Genomic DNA, 15966 nt, shown 5'->3' with positions numbered 1-15966 from the left:
TGCCTGTGCTGCCCGACAGGGCTAGGGTGGGGTCGAAGGAGGCCCCGTGACCGCCGCACAGCCGAATGATCGCCGGCAGACCGCGAGGATCGTCGTCGGGGTAGACACCGGACAGCCGGATGCCGTCGTGCAGCAGGCCGCCGTCTTCGCGGAGCACTTCGGTGCGGAGCTCGTCTGCGCGTGGGTCGACACCGGACGCTACGTGATCGAGGAACACCCGGACGGCAGCGTGACCTCGCTCTCCTTCGATCCCGATGTCGTCGACCTCGCCGACGAGGCGCTTCCTCCCCGGCTCGCCGCACGGCTCGCGGCTGCGCTCGAAGGCCGCCCGGTCGCGTGGAGCACCCGGGCACTCGCCGGGGATCCCGCCCTCGCGATCGGCACACTCGCCGACACCCTCGGCGCTGCCATGATCGTCGTGGGTACCCGGGAGTCGAGCGTCCGAGCGGGCCTTCAGGCCTTCTTCAGCGGTTCGATCGCGGTGCGCCTCGCGCATCGCCAGCACCGGCCGGTCGTGATGATCCCGCTCGCGCCGGTCCCCTTCGAACAGCGCCTGCCGTGGGAGCCCGCCTGATTCTCACCAGGAGTCCTGCGTAGCGGCTCAGGCGAAGGGCATCACGGCCATCGCCGCCGTCATGGCCGACATCCCGAGGAGGTTGCCGCGTTCGAGCCGGGTGCGGCTCTCGGTCACGAGCAGCATGAGGGACCACACCACGAACGCGCCGCCGGCCACGCAGACCAGGGGCAGCAGGAGCGAATCCGAGTGGGTGTGCCCCGCCGCGGCGGCCGCACCCGGGGACATCACCGTGTGTGCCATCATCTGGCCGGCCGTGACCACGAGGCCGAGCGGGTGGTGCAGCAGCATCGTCTGCCCCGCACCTCCGTGAGGTAGCGCATTCTGAGGCGCGCCCGTGGCGGTGCTGCGGCGGAGCAGCGCCGAACAGGTCAGTCCCCAGGCGATCAGGATCGCCGCCCACGGCACGGGCCCGAGGCCGAAGACACCGAAGGCGGAATCCGTCATCGCCGCGAGCATCACGAGGGTGGAGACGACCGCGAGGCCCGACCGGGAGCGCCGGCTACCGAGCACGCAGCAGAGGTTGAGCGACGCGCCGCCGATCATGATTCCGTGCAGTGCCCAGGTCACCAGCGCTCTCCTCTCGTCCTAGTGGTGCGTGTGCTCGTGCGCCGCGCCGTCGTGGCCGTGCGAGCAGTGCGACACCGGTTCGTTGGCCGGCACGTTCATCGCGGGGTTCGCACCGAAGAAGCCGTATGGCTTGAGCGTGAACTTCGCGTAGTCGACCGGCATCACCGGCCAGTCCTCGATCCGGGGGAAGTGCGTCGGCCCGAAGGTGTGCCAGAGCACGATGTCCTCGCCGTCGATCGACCTGTCGCCCGCGATGTACTTCGTGATGCCGTCTCCGCCCGGGTTCTGGTGCACGAAGTCACCGGCCGCGAACTGCTCAGCCGGGTCGTACTGGGTCACGAAGAGGTGCTTCGTTGCGAACTCGGCGCGCTTCGCGATCGAAGACCCCGGGTCGGCCATCAGCGTCGGAGACTGCTCCGGCTGCAGAACATAGCCGGTCGGGCGCCCGAGCCGGTTGGTCTTCTCGGTGTTGACGATGTGCCAGGCCCTGGCGACGGATGCGTCGGCGACCCGCCCGGAGCCCGCCTCACTCGAGAGCCGGGTCGTCTTCTTGGTGAAGGCGTTGCCGTGCGGGTTGCCCGGCCCCATCGGCAAGCGCACGCCGTCGATCTCGTCGACGGCGTTGGACAGCCCGTCGACCATCATGTCGAGCCGCGCGCTGAAGAGGTGCTGGTGGTACGGGGCGCCGAGCCCGGGAGCGACCTCGCTGGCATACGCGTAGTCTCCCTCGATCGCGGTCTCTCCGATAGGCTCCCCGATCCCCGGGTATGCCGATGTGAAGAGGATGCCGGTGAGCTTGGCCTCGCACTCGATGGTGCCGTCGAGCGACAGGTACCAGTAGAACCCGTAGTCGTAGTTGCCGACGGTGGTGAAGAAACTGATCACGAGTCGCCGCTGCCGGCGCACCTCGTTGGAGCCGGTGAACATGTCGCCGTGCTTCCAGAGCGTTCCGACGTCCTCCTCGTGCATGCAGATGCCGTTCTTGATCGTGAACGGGTTGCCGAGTTCGTCGGCGAGGACGGCGTCGAAGTACTTGATCTCGCCGACGCAGTCGCAGCCGAGCGCGAGGGAGTTGGTGAACCGGCCGAAGAGGTACTCTCCGGTGTCGAAATAGTTCTGCCAGAACCGCACCGGGGACGGGTCCCCGTAGGGCACGAGCATCTCGTTGATCGAGGCCCGGTAGATGACCGGGCGCTCCTCCCCCGCGTCCGTGAAGGAGAGCTGGCGCAGCACGAGGCCCTCGCGGGTATCAAAGCCGACCTGGAACTTCCAGTTCGCCCAGCTCACCCACTCGCCGTCGACCGTGAAGCTCGGTCCTTCCGGCTGGGAGATCACGATCGGCTTGAGGGTCGTGAGCGGGGCGCCCTGCACGGCCGGGTCGTCGAAGTTGCCGCTCTCCGCCGGGATGTCGAGGGTGCCGACGTCGATGAGGCGCGTGATAGTGCGGGAGGCGGTGTCGACGTAGGCGGAGAGCCCGTCGACCGGGTGCGCCCAGGGGTGGTCCTCCGGGTAGTCCTGGCGGAACGCGAGCACCCGGACGATCCGGCGGCCGACCTCTTCCGGGTAGTCGTAGTGCCCGGCAGAGAGCGGCACGACAACGACCTCGTCGATCGTGGTGCCCCGCGCGGCGAGTGCGGCGACCCAGCGCGGGTCCTCGGCGACGATCCCGGCGATCGCGTCGAACTCGGCGAGCAGCACGGGCAACTGGCCGGCCGACCCGTCGAGCACGCTCGTCGTGAGCACCGCGCGACCGGGGATGGAGACGATGTTGTCCGTCGACCGGCCGGTCTCCATGTCGAGAAGCATCACCCGGGCCTGCCGGTCGGGAAGCGGCCCGGTGCCGTCCTGCCAGGCGAGGACCTCACGCTTGTGCGGTTCCCACAGCCCGACATAGGCGAAGCGGGTGGTCGCGTTCCAGTCGGCGCCCGCCGTGACGACGTCGCGCACGGTCTCGAACTCTGCAGCGGTGAGGCTGCCGACCGGGTGGCTCGGCACGGTCCCGGCGTCGTGCTGGTCGTGGTCGTGATCGTGGCCGCCGTGTTCGTGGTGGCCGTGCGGGGTGTCGAGATCGGTGATGGTCATGGTTCTCCAGTCGAAGGGTGGTGAGAGGTGAGCGGATGCTGCGGGCGGGGTCAGCGGGTCACCCGCCGATGGCATCCGTGATCTGGTCGTATGCGACCCGGTTGGTGCGCTTGAGGATGAGCGCCTGCACGAGTCCGCCGAGCGGGAAGAGCACGACGAGGCCGAGCAGGACCGCGCTCACGACGCCGAACACGGGGGCTCCGTCCGCGTCGACGTCACCGACGAGGAAGGGGAAGTTCGTGGCGATGAGCACGGCGGCGCCGAGCAGGCCGAGCAGGCCGAGCACCGGGGCGATCACCGTGTTCCAGAGCCGCCTGTCCTTCTTGGTGCGGGCGAAGTAGACGACGACCGCGACGCTCGTGACGGCCATCAGGACGGCGATCGCGAGGGTCGCGACGCCGGAGAACCAGGTGAAGACCTGGAGCACCGGGTCGAGGCCGAGCACCGCGAACAGGATCGTCAGGATCGCGGCTGTCGCGGTCTGCACGATCGAGGAGAGGTGGGGTGCGGAGTGCTTCGTGTGCACCCGGCCGAGGAAGTCGGGAAGGACCCGGGCGTTGGACATCGAGTGCTGGTAGCGGGTGATCACGTTGTGGAAGGACAGCACGCACGCGAACATGCTCGTGATGAGCAGCACGTTCATCACGACCTGCCCGATCGGTCCGAGGTAGGCGAGGGTCGTGATCAGGATCATCGCGCCCGGGTTCTCCGCGGCCTGGGCGACGACGCCGCTCGGTCCCCACGCCATCACGAGCGCCCAGGACGCGAGTGTGTAGAAGACGCCGATGCCGATCACGGCGACGTAGGTGGCCCGCGGGATGGTGCGGCCGGGGTCCTTCGCCTCATCGCGGAAGATCGCGGTGGACTCGAAGCCGATGAAGGCGGCGATCGCGAACATCAGGCCGATCGCCGGGGAGCCGGTGAGCACGTTGTTCGGCTCGAAGGGCGCCATCGACAGGCCCTCAGGGCCGCCGTTGACGACCACCGCGACGACGAGCGCGAGCACGACGCCGACCTCGCCGAGCAGGAGCACCCCGAGCACCTTCGAGCTCAGGTCGATGTGCCGGTAGCCGAGGAACCCGACGAGGGCGACGGCCGCGAGCGAGTAGAGGTACCAGGGCAGGTCCGGTGCGCCGAGGCCCGTGAGCGTGACGCTCAGAATGTAGCCGACGTACCCGTAGACCGAGACCTGGATGGTCGTGTATGTGAGAAGCGCGAGGAAGGCCGTCGCGAGGCCGGCCGGCTTGCCGAGGCCGTAGTTCACGAAGGTGAAGAACGCGCCGGGCTTCGGCACGTGCCTGGTCATCGCGGCGAGGCCGACGGAGAAGAAGAGCAGGACGATCGCCGCGATGGCGAACATCGAGGGGAATCCGACCCCGTTGCCGAGCAGGATGCCGAGCGGAGCCGAGCCGCCGATGACGGTGAGCGGCGCTGCGGCGGCCACGACCATCAGCACGATCGACGTGACGCCGAGGGAACCGGTCAGGGAACGTTCGGCGGGCAGTGTGCCCACGGATGCCGTTGGATCTTTCGTGAGGGTCATGTCATCTCCAGCTCGAGCGGGTTCGTCAGGGAAAGTCGGGGAGGCGGTGCGGAAGGTCTGCGGCCAGCCTGTCGGACCCCTGTTGCCGACCGGTCTCGCCGGGGTAAACGTCCGGGCGGCCCGAATGAGACACGGGCCGCCCGTTGTCCCACTCGGCGGTCACGCGACCGAAACACTCCCGAAGCGCGGCCGCAACGCCGGATGGTTAGCCTGAGGCTCCGCACCGCCGCCCCCGACCGTGAGCTTGTGAACGAGAAAGAACGAGGCCGGACCGATGACCGCACTGGCCAGGGCCATCAACGATCCGCAGCCGGTCGACGGCATCGGAACCCGCTCGCCCGTCGACGGGCTCGACCGGCGCAGTGTGGGATTCCTCGACGTGCTCGCGCAGTCCGTGTCCGCCGTCGCCCCATCGGCCGCCGCGACCACGATCCCCCTCCTCGTCGCCGTCGTCGCCGGCGGCGCGACGGTGTGGTCGCTCGCGACCGCGATGCTGCTCGCGTTCCTTGTCGCGACGACGATCAACCAGTTCACCCGGCGCATCGCCGCGGCCGGGTCGATCTACACCTTCGTCTCCCGCGGGCTCGGCACCATGGCGGCGTTCGTCGCCGGCGTCGGCCTGCTCGTCGGCTACGGATTCATTTCGATGTTCGCGCTCGGTGGCGCCGGGTACTACCTCACGATCGTGGTCGGCAGGTTCTGGCCGGCGCTCACCGGGTCCGTCCTCGTCGCGAGCCTGCTGATCGTCGTCATGGCGGCACTGTGCCTGCTCGTGCTGGCCCGCGGCATCCGTCTCTCGACCAGGATCACCCTGCTCGTCGAGGCGGTCTCGGTGCTCATCATCGTCGTGCTCGTTGTCGCGCTGCTCGTGCGACTCTGGCCGGTGCTCGACTGGTCGCAGCTCGCACCCGGCGCAATCGACCCCGCCAACTTCGCGGTCGGGTCCGCCCTCGCCCTCACGGCCTTCGTCGGCTTCGAGAGCGCCTCGACCCTCGGCGTCGAGGCGAAACGCCCGTATGCAAGCATCCCGCGGGCGATCGTGTTCACGGTGCTCGGGTCCGGGCTGCTCTACCTGCTCGCCTCGTTCAGCCAGCTCGTCGGGTTCTCCGCCCTCGGTCGCGCGATCGCGGCGAGCGCGTCCCCGGTCAACGATCTCGCCGCCGCATACGGAATCGACGCGGCCGGCCTGCTCCTCGACGTCAGCATCGCGACCTCGTTCCTCGCCTGTGCGATCGCGTCGACGACCGCGCTCGTGCGGGTGCTCTTCTCCATGGGCCGCGAGGGCCTGCTGCCGAGCAGGTTCGGGCGCACCCACCCGCGCTATCGCACGCCGTTCGGCGCGGCACTCGTCGCGATGACGGTGATCACGGCGGTGTTGCTCACGACGATCGCGCTGTCCGGCAGCATCTGGCAGACCATGGAGGTGCTCATCGTCGGGGCCGCGGGCGGCTACATGACCGCGTACCTGCTCGTCTGCGTCGCCGCGCCCGTGTTCCTCCGGCGGATCGGCGAGGCCACCTTCTGGCCGGTGTTGTTCGCGGTGCTCGCCGCCGTGCTGCTGGGCGCCGTGCTCCTCACCTACCTCGCCGTCGAGAGCGGCTCGGCCAGGGCGCTCGGGGTCTGGGTCTTCCTCGGCGTGATGGCGCTCGGCCTCGCCTGGTGCGGCCTGCGATTGCGGAGGCGCCCCTGGCTTCGGGACACCATCGGGGTCTACGACGTGCCCGTGACAGGCGACGTCCTCGGCGGCCCGGGCCCGGCGGATGCCGCGGCGCGGGAATCGGGCCGGGCCGGGCCGTGACGGGCGCCGCGCACCTCGGTGCCCGCCAGCCGAAGGCCATCCAGAGCGCCCTGACGGTGCTCGAGGAGGTGGCCCGCTGCGGGTCGGGGGTCACGGCGCGGGAGATCTCGGACAGCCTCGGGCTCCCGAAGGCGACGGCGTACCGGCTGCTCAACCTGCTGGTCCAGGACGAGTACCTCGTGCGGATGCCGGACCTGCGCGGGTTCGCCCTCGGCCGCAAGGTCGTCGAACTCGCCCGCCTGGTCGCGCCCGCCCAGCCACCGGAGGCGGTGCGCGAGGTCGTCGACCGGCTGCGGTCCCGCATCCGTGGCGGCATTCACCTCGTGCGGTACGACAGCGATGGGGTCCGGGTGATCGATCCGGACCCAGACTACCCGCCGAGCGTGTCCGTCAGGAGCGCGCGGGCGCTCGAAACGAGTGCGATGGGCCGGCTGCTGCTCGCAGAACGTCGGGGGGCAGAGTCGGGGGTGCTCGGCGAGGACCCGGAACTGGCCGGGCAGCTCGCAACGGTCCGGACCGACGGCTACGCGTACTTCCCGAGCCCATGGGCGCCGGGGACCGGCTGTCTCGCGATCCCGATCCGGAACCGGGAGGGAACGCTTGTCGCGGGGCTCTGCCTGTCGGCCCCGGCTGCACGGATCGGCGAGCCTGCCGAATTCCTCGCCCTGCTCAGGATGGGCGCACGGGAACTCGCGCCCCTGCTCGCCTGAGGGAGATCAGGCCGCGGCAGGCAGGTGCAGTGCGGCCCGGCGCAACCGGTCCTTGACCGCGTGTTCGATCAACACGGGGATGTAGTCCCGCAACGGATTCCGGGCGAGCGCGAGTTGCTGCGCGTGCACGGTCTTCTCAATACTCGTCGGCGGTTCGTTGGGAAACTTCTTTTCCAGTCGCACAATGATCTGCTCGACCGCGCGGTCTTCCTCTTTTCGATTCACTCCTTCAGTCTCTGCCTGCAGCGGCGCAGGGTCAAACGCTGGAAACGACTCAGACCGGATTGCCGCTCTGTCAGGATCCACCCGCACGACGACGCGACAGTGGAAGACTGTCTGAGGCGGCGAATGCCGCATTCCCTGGGAAAGGCTCGAGATGACCGACGCACCGCAACTGTCCGCAGAGGAACACCTGCTGGAGATTCTCCTCGAGCAGGAGCGCAGCATCCAGTTCGATTCCTTCGGTTTCGCGGACGCCTGGGCGGTCGGCTCCCTGCTCGTGGAGCTCGGGCTCGAACGTGACCACCCCATCGCGATCGCGATCATGTTCGGAGACCAGCGGGTGTTCCACGCGTCCCTGCCGGGAGCCTGCGCCGACAACGACGGCTGGCTCGAGAACAAGTTCCGGGTTGTCCGCAGGTTTGCGAGTTCCTCGCTCGCCGTCGGCACCCGTTTCCGCGCCGCGGGCCGCGACTTCGACACGTCATCCCGGCTCGACCCGCGCACGCATGCAGCCCACGGCGGCGCATTCCCGCTGCGCGTGCGCGGGGCGCTGATGGGCGTTGTCGGGGTGTCCGGACTCGCCCAGCAGCTCGATCACGACCTCGTCGTCGAGGCGCTCGCGGCGCACCAGGCGCACCACCTCACCCGCGGCTGACCAACGCCCGCGCGACGGACGCGAACGCGGGCATCGGCCGGCCGAGCAGGTAGCCCTGGGCGAAAGCGCAGCCGGCGTCCCGAAGCGCGACGAGCTGGTCTTCGGTCTCCACCCCTTCGGCCACCACGTCGATGTCGAGTTTCTGCGCGAGCGCGATGATCCCCTCGACCAGGGCGACGGATGCGGCCTCCGGCAGATTCGCGGTGAAGGTCCTGTCGATCTTGATCTGGTCGACGGGGAGGGTGTTGAGCCAGGCCAGGGTCGAGAATCCGGTCCCGAAATCGTCGAGCGAAATGCTCACGCCGAGCCGGCGCAGTTCGGTGAGGCGTTCCACGACGCCAGGAAGATCGATGAGGGCCCTGCTCTCGACGATCTCGAGGACCAGCCGCTCCGGACGGAGCCGGTTGCGGTTGAGGGCCGCGCGCACGGTCGGGATCAGCCGCGGGTCGACGAGGGTGGCACTCGCGAGGTTCACCGCGACGTGCAGTGGCGCCTCCCCGGCAGCGGCGAGGGCAGCGGCGTCGCCGAGGGCCGCGAGGTCGGCGAGGGCCTCCCCGAGCACCCACAGGTCCAGGTCGGCGACGAGGCCGGTCTCCTCCGCGAGCGGCAGGAAGGCAGCGGGGGCCAGCAGGCCCAGGCGAGGATGGTCCCAGCGGATCAGGGCTTCGGCCCCCACGACCCGGTCAGGGGAGGCGAGCGCGACGACGGGTTGATAGTGCAACCGCATCTCGGCCCGCCCGAGTGCCTCGACGAGCTCGCCCTGGAGCGAGGCCACCGGGTCTGTCCGGTTGCTGTCGTCCGCGAGGGCGACCTGGTTCCGGCCGGTCCGTTTCGCGTCGTACATCGCGGTGTCCGCGGCGGCGAGCAGCCGTTCTCCGCCATCCCCCGGGCCGTTGTGCACCGCGACCCCGATGCTCGCGGTGATGCGCAGATCGTGGCCGGAGACATGGAAGGGCCGGTTGAGGCTGTCGACGACGCGATGAGCGAGGTGGACTGCCTGCTCGTGACCGGGAAGTTCGTGGGCGAGGACCGCGAATTCATCGCCCCCGAGACGTCCGATGGTCGCCTCGGCACCCAGGCACCCGCGAAGCCGAACCGCGATCTGGCGGAGCAGTTCGTCGCCGGCGCCGTGACCGAGCACGTCATTGACCTGTTTGAAGTTGTCCAGGTCACAGAACATCACGGCGGTGCACGAGCCCTCCGCGCACGTCGACACTGCAGCATCGAGCTCACTCGCGAACAGCATCCGGTTGGCGAGGCCGGTCAGCGGGTCGTGCAGGGACTGGTGACGAACCGTGGCGAGGAGCCGGGCGTTCTGCAACGCGATGGCGCCTTGATGGCTGACGCCCTCGATCCGCGCGAGCGTGCTCGGCGAGATGCCCGAGGCAGGAGCGGAACGCCACCCGCCGGCGACGACGACGCCCATCAGCACATCGCCGGCGAGCAGCGGCACGATGATCGCCGTGGTCATTCCGCATTCCGCGAGGAGGCCGGCCAGTTGCGGGCTCGCGGTGGTCGCCGACAGCGGGACCGGCCGCTGGTGGGCGAGGAGTTCGACCAGTTCGGGCGTCTGCGCGGCGGCGATCGGCGACGCGAGCACCCGATCCCTCTGGGGCGTATCGAGCCCGGCGGTTGCGACCGCGTGCATCACGCCGGGGCCGGCGTCCCAGAGCAGCACCGCGGCGGCATCACAGCCGGCGATCGCGGGTACCGCGAGGGCGACCGCGTCGGCGACGGCCTCGCTGCCATTGCTCGTCGCGAGCTCATGGGCGAGCACCAGCATGGCCGCCGCCCTGCTCTCCTCGCGCCTGCTGTCGTCGAGGGCCGTGAACAGGTCGAGCGCCGCGGCGGCGTGGCCGGCGTAGGCCTCGAGCAGGGTCCTGTCCCCCTCTATCGTGGTGTGGCCAAGGGAATAGAGTGCGGCAAGGCGTCCGTAGCTGCGACGGCTCGAAGCCACGTCCACGATCACCGCCCGGTCGCCGAGCGCGTCGCCGTCGAGGATTCGCGCGGCGACCCTGGCCGCCTTGGGGGCATCGAGCCCCTGGAAGCGAAGCACGGGCTCGCCATGGTCGGAAGTCAGGATGAGCAGGTACGCCGGCGCAAGCACTGCAGACGACGCACGGGCGACGATGCGGGCGAGAACGTCGTCGACATCGTCGCTTCCGACGAGGTCTGCTGCGGCGAGCTGAACCTCCTTGACCTTCTCACGCAGGAGCACAAGGGACCGGTTGGTGGGAAGGGCCCATGACCGCAACGACCACCAGCGGCGCCGGGTCGACCACGTCACTTCGTAGACGCAACACTCATATCCGTCGCACTGGCACTCCGGGTGGACCACGATCGCGGCATTGAGCCCGAACATGGACGGCAGGGCGGCGAACAGGCCCTGGGCGTACTGGCAGTCGAGACGCGACGGACGATAGCCCTCGTGCAGCCGGTAGCGAAGGCTTGCCGACGTTCCCCGCACGGAAACGGAGTCCATTGTCGATGTGGTCGTGAACTTGGGAATGAACCGCGGCAATTGGCGGTACACCGCTGCGGGTGACGCGAAGGCGCTCAGGAGCTGCACAAGCACCGGATGCAGCCCGTCGGTGACGACCGTCGAGCCCACCTTGTACATCGTGCGCGGGTCGTCGAGCACGGTCGTCGCTGCCTCGAAGAGCCGGATCCTGGTGTCGTAGCTCACCCAGTTTGCTGTGTCCTCAAGCCAGTCGATCGACTCCGTGACCCCGGCCCGGGCGAGGACCTCGGCAACGGCAGCGACTCCGCCGTGTGCGCGCACATGGCCGAGGAGAAGGGAAACTGTCGTGCTCGACGTCTCCCGTGGCTCCAGCGTCATCATCGCCCCCTGGTTGCATACTATCGACTGGACCCGCACACGAGGCGGTCTGGAGCCGGCTGCTCAGCGGGCTGAGGGTACAGCGGTCGGTCAGCTGGCGGGGTCATCCGGGCTCGTCGCCGCGGACGTCGCGGTATCCGCAGCGGGAGCGGAGTACCGCATCAGTGACTTGTGCCGCAGGTTGTACTCGCGCTTGAGTTCATTCCAGCGCGGCAGCGAGACCTGGTTGGCCGGCGAGGCCGCGTTGGGTTCGCCTGACGATTGCGCTTCGGACACGGTGGTCTCAGTCCTCGTCGTCGTCACGCGTCGTCGCGACCGGACCGCGGCGGGCAGCGAACTCGCGCTTGAGCGCCGACCAGCGCACGGTGGATACGTAGTGGATGGTGGAGTTCTTCGTCACGTCGGCCATGGGTTCTCTCAGTCTCAAACGGTTGATGAACGGCGCGCCGCTGAGCCTGGTTCAATGTGTGAGCGATCGAGATTGACACGGTTTCGCATCCGTGGATGGAAACCCGACCCATCACTATCGGTGGACGGGATCGCACATTCATGGTACATCTGCCGATCGGAATCCGGTCATCGAGGGAGGCCTGAACGGCGGGGCCGCATTGTTTCCTTGCGTGACGGATGCCGGGACATCCGCCGGTCGCCGACCTAGGCTGGCTGACAACCGAGAGCGACACCGCGACACGAAGGGACAGAGACCGCAATGACCCCGCAGCACCCCACTCTCCGGAAGATCCCGCGTCCCGACTGCTCACAGGGTCACACGTGCACCGGCAGTGCACCGGGTCATGCCCTTCCGCTGATCCAGCAGCGCGTGTCTGCGGCGACGCCGAGCAAGTGGCGCGACGCGATCGTGACCGCCGTCACCCACTCGGGCTGGATCTCGTTGACGACCCTCGACGATCACGCCAAGGTCTGGGTGTGGAACCACGCGGACCTCGGCGCCTCGGCCTCCGTCGGTGAACCAGTCGCACTTCACGACGTCTATCACGTGCTCGCGATCGGAGCCGAGCGCGTGAACGTGCTCCTGGCGCCGGTCGAGCTGTTGGCTTTCTCCGACCTCGTCGGGCTGTCCTAAGGGACCTCTGCTTTACGCCATCGGCATCATGGACTTCATCGCCGACATCATCCGTTCGCACGCGGCCGCGCACTGACGGCAGGCCTCAGCGCACATCTTGCACTCTTCGCTCGTTTCGGCGTGCATCATGCACTCGTCGGCGCAGGCCATGCACATCTTCATGCAGGCATCCATCTGGGCCAACATGACCTGCATGTCGTAGCCGGAGGGGCGCAGCATCATTCGCATCATCGCGTGGGTCATATCGGCGCAGTCGAGGCACATGCTCATGCACTTCGACATGCCGGTCATGCCCATGGCCATCATGTCGTCGGCGCAGACCGTACAGGCCTGCTCGCACGCGCTGCAACACTCGATCATGTCCTGCATCGCCGCCATGTCGAGGCCGCTCATGCTCTTCATCGCCGTCGAAGAGTCCATCATCCGTGCTGTCATGCTCATCATTTCAGTCATCCCGCTCCGGAAGCCCGGCGTCGGTCCATGCCGGCTGATGACCGTGGCGTCCACGTTACGAAATGTTACGCTGCGCGGTCACGCGCCCTCAAGGGGCGAGTGCCCTAGATTGTGGGAACAGACATTCCCGTGCGAAGGAGCACCATGACCGGCTGGCGGATCCGCGATTTCCACGCTGACGACCTCGATGGGATCCTCCGGCTCTGGCAGGAGGTCACCGCGACCAAGACCGAACCGGTCTACGGCCTGGCCGAAGTGCTCGCCTCCTGCCAGAAGGACCACGCCGTCGTCGCCATGCACGGCGACGACGTCATCGGGGCCGCCGTCGGCCGTGCTGCGCATGCCCAGGGCTGGATCGTGTTCCTCGCGACCGCGCAGTCCTGGCAAAGCCAGGGCATCGGCACGGCCATGCTCGCGGCACTCGAATCGAAGATGGCCCCGCACGGCCTGACAAAGCTCTCGGCGCTGATGCCGGAGACCGAGAGCCGGGTCGACGCCTTCCTCAACCGCGGCTTCGTCGTCAAGAAGCAGCTGAGCTACTTCGAGCGCGAGATCCCGGTGCAGCGCGAGGGACTGAAGGCGCTCGGCGAGCTCGGCGGGCGCATCCTGCCGCGCGACCTCTGGGCGGCCGTCGGCGGCATGCGCGCCGAGAAGGAACTCCTCGAGCGCCGGCTCGTGATGCCGCTCGCCGAACCGGACCTCGCCGAACAGTACGGGGTCGTTCCGCCCAAGGCCGTCGTGCTCTTCGGCCCTCCCGGAACGGGCAAGACCACCTTCGCCAAGGCGATCGCGTCCCGGCTCGAGTGGCCCTTCGTGGAGGTCTTCCCCTCCCGGCTGGCCGGCGACCCGAAGGGACTTGCCGGCGCGCTGCGGGAGACCTTCCTCAAGATCTCCGAACTCGAGCACGCCGTGGTTTTCATCGACGAGGTCGAGGAGATCGCGGCCCAGCGCGGCGGCGAACCGCCGTCGCCGCTTCAGGGCGTCACCAACGAGTTGCTCAAGATCATCCCGGCATTCCGTGAGCGGCCGGGGCGCCTCCTGGTCTGCGCGACCAACTTCATCCGCGCCCTCGACTCCGCACTGCTCCGGCACGGACGCTTCGACTACGTCATCCCGATCGGGCTTCCGGATGCCGCGGCGCGCGCGGCCATCTGGGCCGGCTACGTGCCGGCGCTCGTCGCCGGCACGGTCGACTTCCGGGCCCTCGTCACCGCGAGCGAGGGCTTCTCGCCCGCCGATATCGAGTACGCGGCCCGCCGCGCTTCGCAGGAGGCACTCGAACGGGCACTCTTCACCGCGGACGATGTCCCAGCGGATGCGCCGAGCGGCCCCCGGACCGAGGACTACCTCGCTGCGATCCGTGCCACCCGTACCACGGTCTCGCCGCAGGTCGCAGCCGAGTTCCTCGAGGACATCGAGCGGCTCGCCCGGCTCTGACCGCATGAGCGACGCCCGGCAGCCGCCCCTCCTGCTCGCGGGCCCGGCGCTGCGTTCTGGCCCCGGCACTTCTATGCGGCCCGGGCCACCGGTGGCTCCCGGTTGCCAACGACTCACGGCTGACGGCTGACGGCTGACGGCTGACGGCTGAGCCTCCACCGGCGCTCGCCCCGCCACCGGGCCGATGCCCATCTGCCCTGCTTCAGTCGTTGTCGCGGAGGATCGTGTTCTTGCTGGTGAGCAGGATGGGTTGCTGCTCGGGGTCGAGTCCGGGTGGCGGGGTCAGCCAGTATCGGCTGTTGTGGTCGCGGGTGATGCGCCAGTGTTCGTTGTGGAGCCTGAGGTGGTCGGCCCGGCAGAGCAGGATGCCGTCGTCGAGGTTGGTCTGCCCGGTGTCGTCCTTCCAGTGTTGGATGTGGTGGGTTTCCGTCCAGGAGGGTGGTCGGTCGCAGCCGGGCCACATGCAGCCGCCGTCACGAATGGCGAGGGCCGTGCGTTGGGCGGGGCTGAAGGTGCGTTGTTCGCGGCCGAGGTCGATACCGCTGCCGTGGTCGTCGAAGGTGACGTCGAGGATCCCGGTGTTGCAGAGGGTGCGTTCGAGGGTTTCGGGGGAGACCGTGACCGCGGTCCCCTCGATCACGCCCGGCTGGAGCGCGGGCGCCTCGGCTCCACGCTCCGCCCCGGCATCATCGGTGGGTTCGGCTGTGGGCCCGGTTGCGGATGGGGCCGCGGCTTCGGGAACGGGCCCGGTCCGGCCGGACACGATCGGCTCGGGGCCGGCCGATGCTGTGCCCTGCGGTGCTATTCCAGTCGGCGTGGTGCCGGTCGGCCAGGTCCCGGTCGGTGCGGTCCCAATGGCTGTGGTGCCGGTGGGGCGGATGGTGACCATGCGGACTGCGGGGCTTCGTCCGCCGGCGATGCGTTTCGGGTCGGCCTTCACGCCGAGTTTGATCAAGGCAAGGAATCCGTCGGCGGTGAGCTGCTCGGTGCTGCGCGGGTCGTCCTGCACCCGCCTCGCCCACGCCGCCTGGACCTTGTCCACGAACCGAACCCCACCCCGGCGAGGACTGGTGATGGCGTCGTAGGTGCTGATCAGGTACTCGCCGTCTTCCGGGGCGAACAGGCCGACCATGCGCACCTGACCGGTGGAGAGGCGCCAGAACCGCAGGGACCGGTCGTCGTAGACGGCTTTCTCCCGGGCGGCGATGCCGGCCTCATCGAGCACGTCCCGCACCCGGCGGGCCCGCTTGAACAACTGGTCAGCGTTCAACGTTCGCGCCTCGCCGAGGAGCCGGGCGAGCGCTGTCGCGAGTTTCTCCGCGGTGATCGCCCGGTCCAGGTCGCCGAGGCCTTTGCGGAGTGAGTCCGCCTTCTCGACACTGAGCCAACCCTCACGGAGGGCCCGGCCGATCGGGGCGTGCCACGGCGGCACCGCGGCCGCAGGAACCGGCAGGTCGGCAGGCGGTGGGTCCGAGGCCGTCCCGTCCAGGGGCGGAGTCTCATCGAGCAGCTTCTGAGCGTCGGCGGCTTCCCGGGCGGCCTTCTCGGCGGCGTCGGTCTCCGCGAGCCACCGGCCGACCGCGAGAAGCTTGCCCACGTCACCCTTGCTCGACCCGGAAATTGCCTGCAGCAGGTCTTCCGGGGTCCGGAACCCCTGCCGGGCCGCGAGGCCTTGCCCCCCGAGTTCCGGCCGGGACCGCCTTGCAAGGGTCGCCGCGAACCACGCCGCCTGGGTGTCCAAGGCCCGCCGGGCCCCCGCGATCAACACGTGCCCTTCAAGCACCGCCTCGTCACTGAGCGTGTCGACAGCGGCGGACGAACCGCCCAGCCCGGTGACGACATCCGCCATTGACCGCAACCCCCCCCTAGCACACCGTCCCGCACCGGGTCGTCCTGCACCGGGTCGTCCTGCACCGGGTCGTCCTGCACCGGGTCGCCAGGCGGCTGATCGGGTGAAGCGGGCGACTCCGGGAGGTTGGTCATGCCCCCACATTACGAC

15 protein-coding genes are annotated in these 15966 nt (G+C 69.1%); 6 read left to right on the top strand and 9 right to left on the bottom strand.

Annotated elements, in window-relative coordinates; genetic code table 11:
* Nucleotides 1–46 precede the first annotated feature (46 nt).
* Nucleotides 47–574: a universal stress protein gene (locus RCH22_RS16715; RefSeq protein WP_327014787.1), complete on the top strand. Its 528-nt coding sequence runs from the start codon at nucleotides 47–49 to the stop codon at nucleotides 572–574.
* 27 nt (nucleotides 575–601) lie between these two features.
* Here the strand turns inward: RCH22_RS16715 and RCH22_RS16710 are convergent, their stop codons facing one another.
* The 3 genes from RCH22_RS16710 to RCH22_RS16700 are packed head-to-tail and all read right to left on the bottom strand — an operon-like array spanning nucleotide 602 to nucleotide 4769.
* A complete protein-coding gene (locus RCH22_RS16710) occupies nucleotides 602–1144 on the bottom strand; it encodes a hypothetical protein (RefSeq protein WP_327014786.1) in 543 nt (180 codons plus the stop codon).
* 18 nt (nucleotides 1145–1162) lie between these two features.
* On the bottom strand, nucleotides 1163–3226 hold the full coding sequence (locus RCH22_RS16705) for a primary-amine oxidase (protein WP_327014785.1): 2064 nt from the start codon (nucleotides 3224–3226) through the stop codon (nucleotides 1163–1165).
* Between the two features lie 58 nt (nucleotides 3227–3284).
* Nucleotides 3285–4769, bottom strand: coding sequence for an APC family permease (locus RCH22_RS16700; protein ID WP_327014784.1), 1485 nt, complete (start codon nucleotides 4767–4769; stop codon nucleotides 3285–3287).
* 274 nt (nucleotides 4770–5043) lie between these two features.
* On the opposite strand from RCH22_RS16700, the gene RCH22_RS16695 reads away from it, so the two are divergent.
* Entirely contained in the window at nucleotides 5044–6567 is a 1524-nt protein-coding gene (locus RCH22_RS16695) for an APC family permease (RefSeq protein ID WP_327014783.1), read from the top strand.
* Nucleotides 6564–7277, top strand: a complete 714-nt coding sequence (locus RCH22_RS16690; RefSeq protein WP_327014782.1) for a helix-turn-helix domain-containing protein — start codon at nucleotides 6564–6566, stop codon at nucleotides 7275–7277. Before RCH22_RS16695 ends, RCH22_RS16690 begins: the two co-directional genes overlap by 4 nt.
* A 6-nt stretch (nucleotides 7278–7283) precedes the next feature.
* On the opposite strand, the gene RCH22_RS16685 is transcribed toward RCH22_RS16690, so the two are convergent.
* Nucleotides 7284–7502, bottom strand: a complete 219-nt coding sequence (locus tag RCH22_RS16685) for a three-helix bundle dimerization domain-containing protein (protein WP_327014781.1) — start codon at nucleotides 7500–7502, stop codon at nucleotides 7284–7286.
* A gap of 151 nt (nucleotides 7503–7653) precedes the next feature.
* Between RCH22_RS16685 and RCH22_RS16680 the strand changes: the two genes are divergently transcribed.
* Nucleotides 7654–8154, top strand: a complete 501-nt coding sequence (locus tag RCH22_RS16680; protein WP_327014780.1) for a heme-degrading domain-containing protein — start codon at nucleotides 7654–7656, stop codon at nucleotides 8152–8154.
* On the opposite strand, the gene RCH22_RS16675 is transcribed toward RCH22_RS16680, so the two are convergent.
* From RCH22_RS16675 to RCH22_RS16665, 3 genes are all read right to left on the bottom strand, one after another.
* A complete protein-coding gene (locus tag RCH22_RS16675) occupies nucleotides 8141–10996 on the bottom strand; it encodes an EAL domain-containing protein (protein WP_327014779.1) in 2856 nt (951 codons plus the stop codon). The genes RCH22_RS16680 and RCH22_RS16675 overlap by 14 nt on opposite strands.
* An 87-nt stretch (nucleotides 10997–11083) precedes the next feature.
* Nucleotides 11084–11269 carry a hypothetical protein gene (locus RCH22_RS16670; RefSeq protein WP_327014778.1) on the bottom strand — a complete coding sequence of 62 codons (186 nt, stop codon included), beginning with the start codon at nucleotides 11267–11269 and terminating at the stop codon, nucleotides 11084–11086.
* A 7-nt stretch (nucleotides 11270–11276) separates the two neighbouring features.
* Nucleotides 11277–11402 (bottom strand): hypothetical protein, encoded by a 126-nt coding sequence (locus tag RCH22_RS16665; protein ID WP_327014777.1) that lies wholly within the window; start codon nucleotides 11400–11402, stop codon nucleotides 11277–11279.
* Between the two features lie 300 nt (nucleotides 11403–11702).
* On the opposite strand from RCH22_RS16665, the gene RCH22_RS16660 reads away from it, so the two are divergent.
* Complete coding sequence (locus RCH22_RS16660) at nucleotides 11703–12077, top strand: hypothetical protein (RefSeq protein WP_327014776.1); 375 nt, start codon at nucleotides 11703–11705, stop codon at nucleotides 12075–12077.
* Nucleotides 12078–12089: 12 nt separating this feature from the next.
* Here the strand turns inward: RCH22_RS16660 and RCH22_RS16655 are convergent, their stop codons facing one another.
* Entirely contained in the window at nucleotides 12090–12584 is a 495-nt protein-coding gene (locus RCH22_RS16655) for a hypothetical protein (protein ID WP_327014775.1), read from the bottom strand.
* Nucleotides 12585–12674: 90 nt separating this feature from the next.
* Between RCH22_RS16655 and RCH22_RS16650 the strand changes: the two genes are divergently transcribed.
* Nucleotides 12675–13967: a GNAT family N-acetyltransferase gene (locus RCH22_RS16650; RefSeq protein WP_327014774.1), complete on the top strand. Its 1293-nt coding sequence runs from the start codon at nucleotides 12675–12677 to the stop codon at nucleotides 13965–13967.
* Between the two features lie 202 nt (nucleotides 13968–14169).
* Here the strand turns inward: RCH22_RS16650 and RCH22_RS16645 are convergent, their stop codons facing one another.
* Nucleotides 14170–15816, bottom strand: a complete 1647-nt coding sequence (locus tag RCH22_RS16645) for a DUF222 domain-containing protein (RefSeq protein WP_327014773.1) — start codon at nucleotides 15814–15816, stop codon at nucleotides 14170–14172.
* Nucleotides 15817–15966 lie beyond the last annotated feature (150 nt).

Source organism: Cryobacterium sp. GrIS_2_6 (assembly GCF_035984545.1).
Lineage (GTDB): Bacteria > Actinomycetota > Actinomycetes > Actinomycetales > Microbacteriaceae > Cryobacterium.
This window is presented reverse-complemented; position numbering and strand designations above follow the sequence as displayed.

Coding starts and splice junctions, on each gene's coding strand:
- RCH22_RS16705 (WP_327014785.1), bottom strand. CDS start 3,226: ATGACCATCACCGATCTCGACACCCCGCACGGCCACCACGAACACGGC.
- RCH22_RS16700 (WP_327014784.1), bottom strand. CDS start 4,769: ATGACCCTCACGAAAGATCCAACGGCATCCGTGGGCACACTGCCCGCC.
- RCH22_RS16695 (WP_327014783.1), top strand. CDS start 5,044: ATGACCGCACTGGCCAGGGCCATCAACGATCCGCAGCCGGTCGACGGC.
- RCH22_RS16680 (WP_327014780.1), top strand. CDS start 7,654: ATGACCGACGCACCGCAACTGTCCGCAGAGGAACACCTGCTGGAGATT.
- RCH22_RS16675 (WP_327014779.1), bottom strand. CDS start 10,996: ATGATGACGCTGGAGCCACGGGAGACGTCGAGCACGACAGTTTCCCTT.
- RCH22_RS16665 (WP_327014777.1), bottom strand. CDS start 11,402: ATGGCCGACGTGACGAAGAACTCCACCATCCACTACGTATCCACCGTG.
- RCH22_RS16660 (WP_327014776.1), top strand. CDS start 11,703: ATGACCCCGCAGCACCCCACTCTCCGGAAGATCCCGCGTCCCGACTGC.
- RCH22_RS16650 (WP_327014774.1), top strand. CDS start 12,675: ATGACCGGCTGGCGGATCCGCGATTTCCACGCTGACGACCTCGATGGG.
- RCH22_RS16645 (WP_327014773.1), bottom strand. CDS start 15,816: ATGGCGGATGTCGTCACCGGGCTGGGCGGTTCGTCCGCCGCTGTCGAC.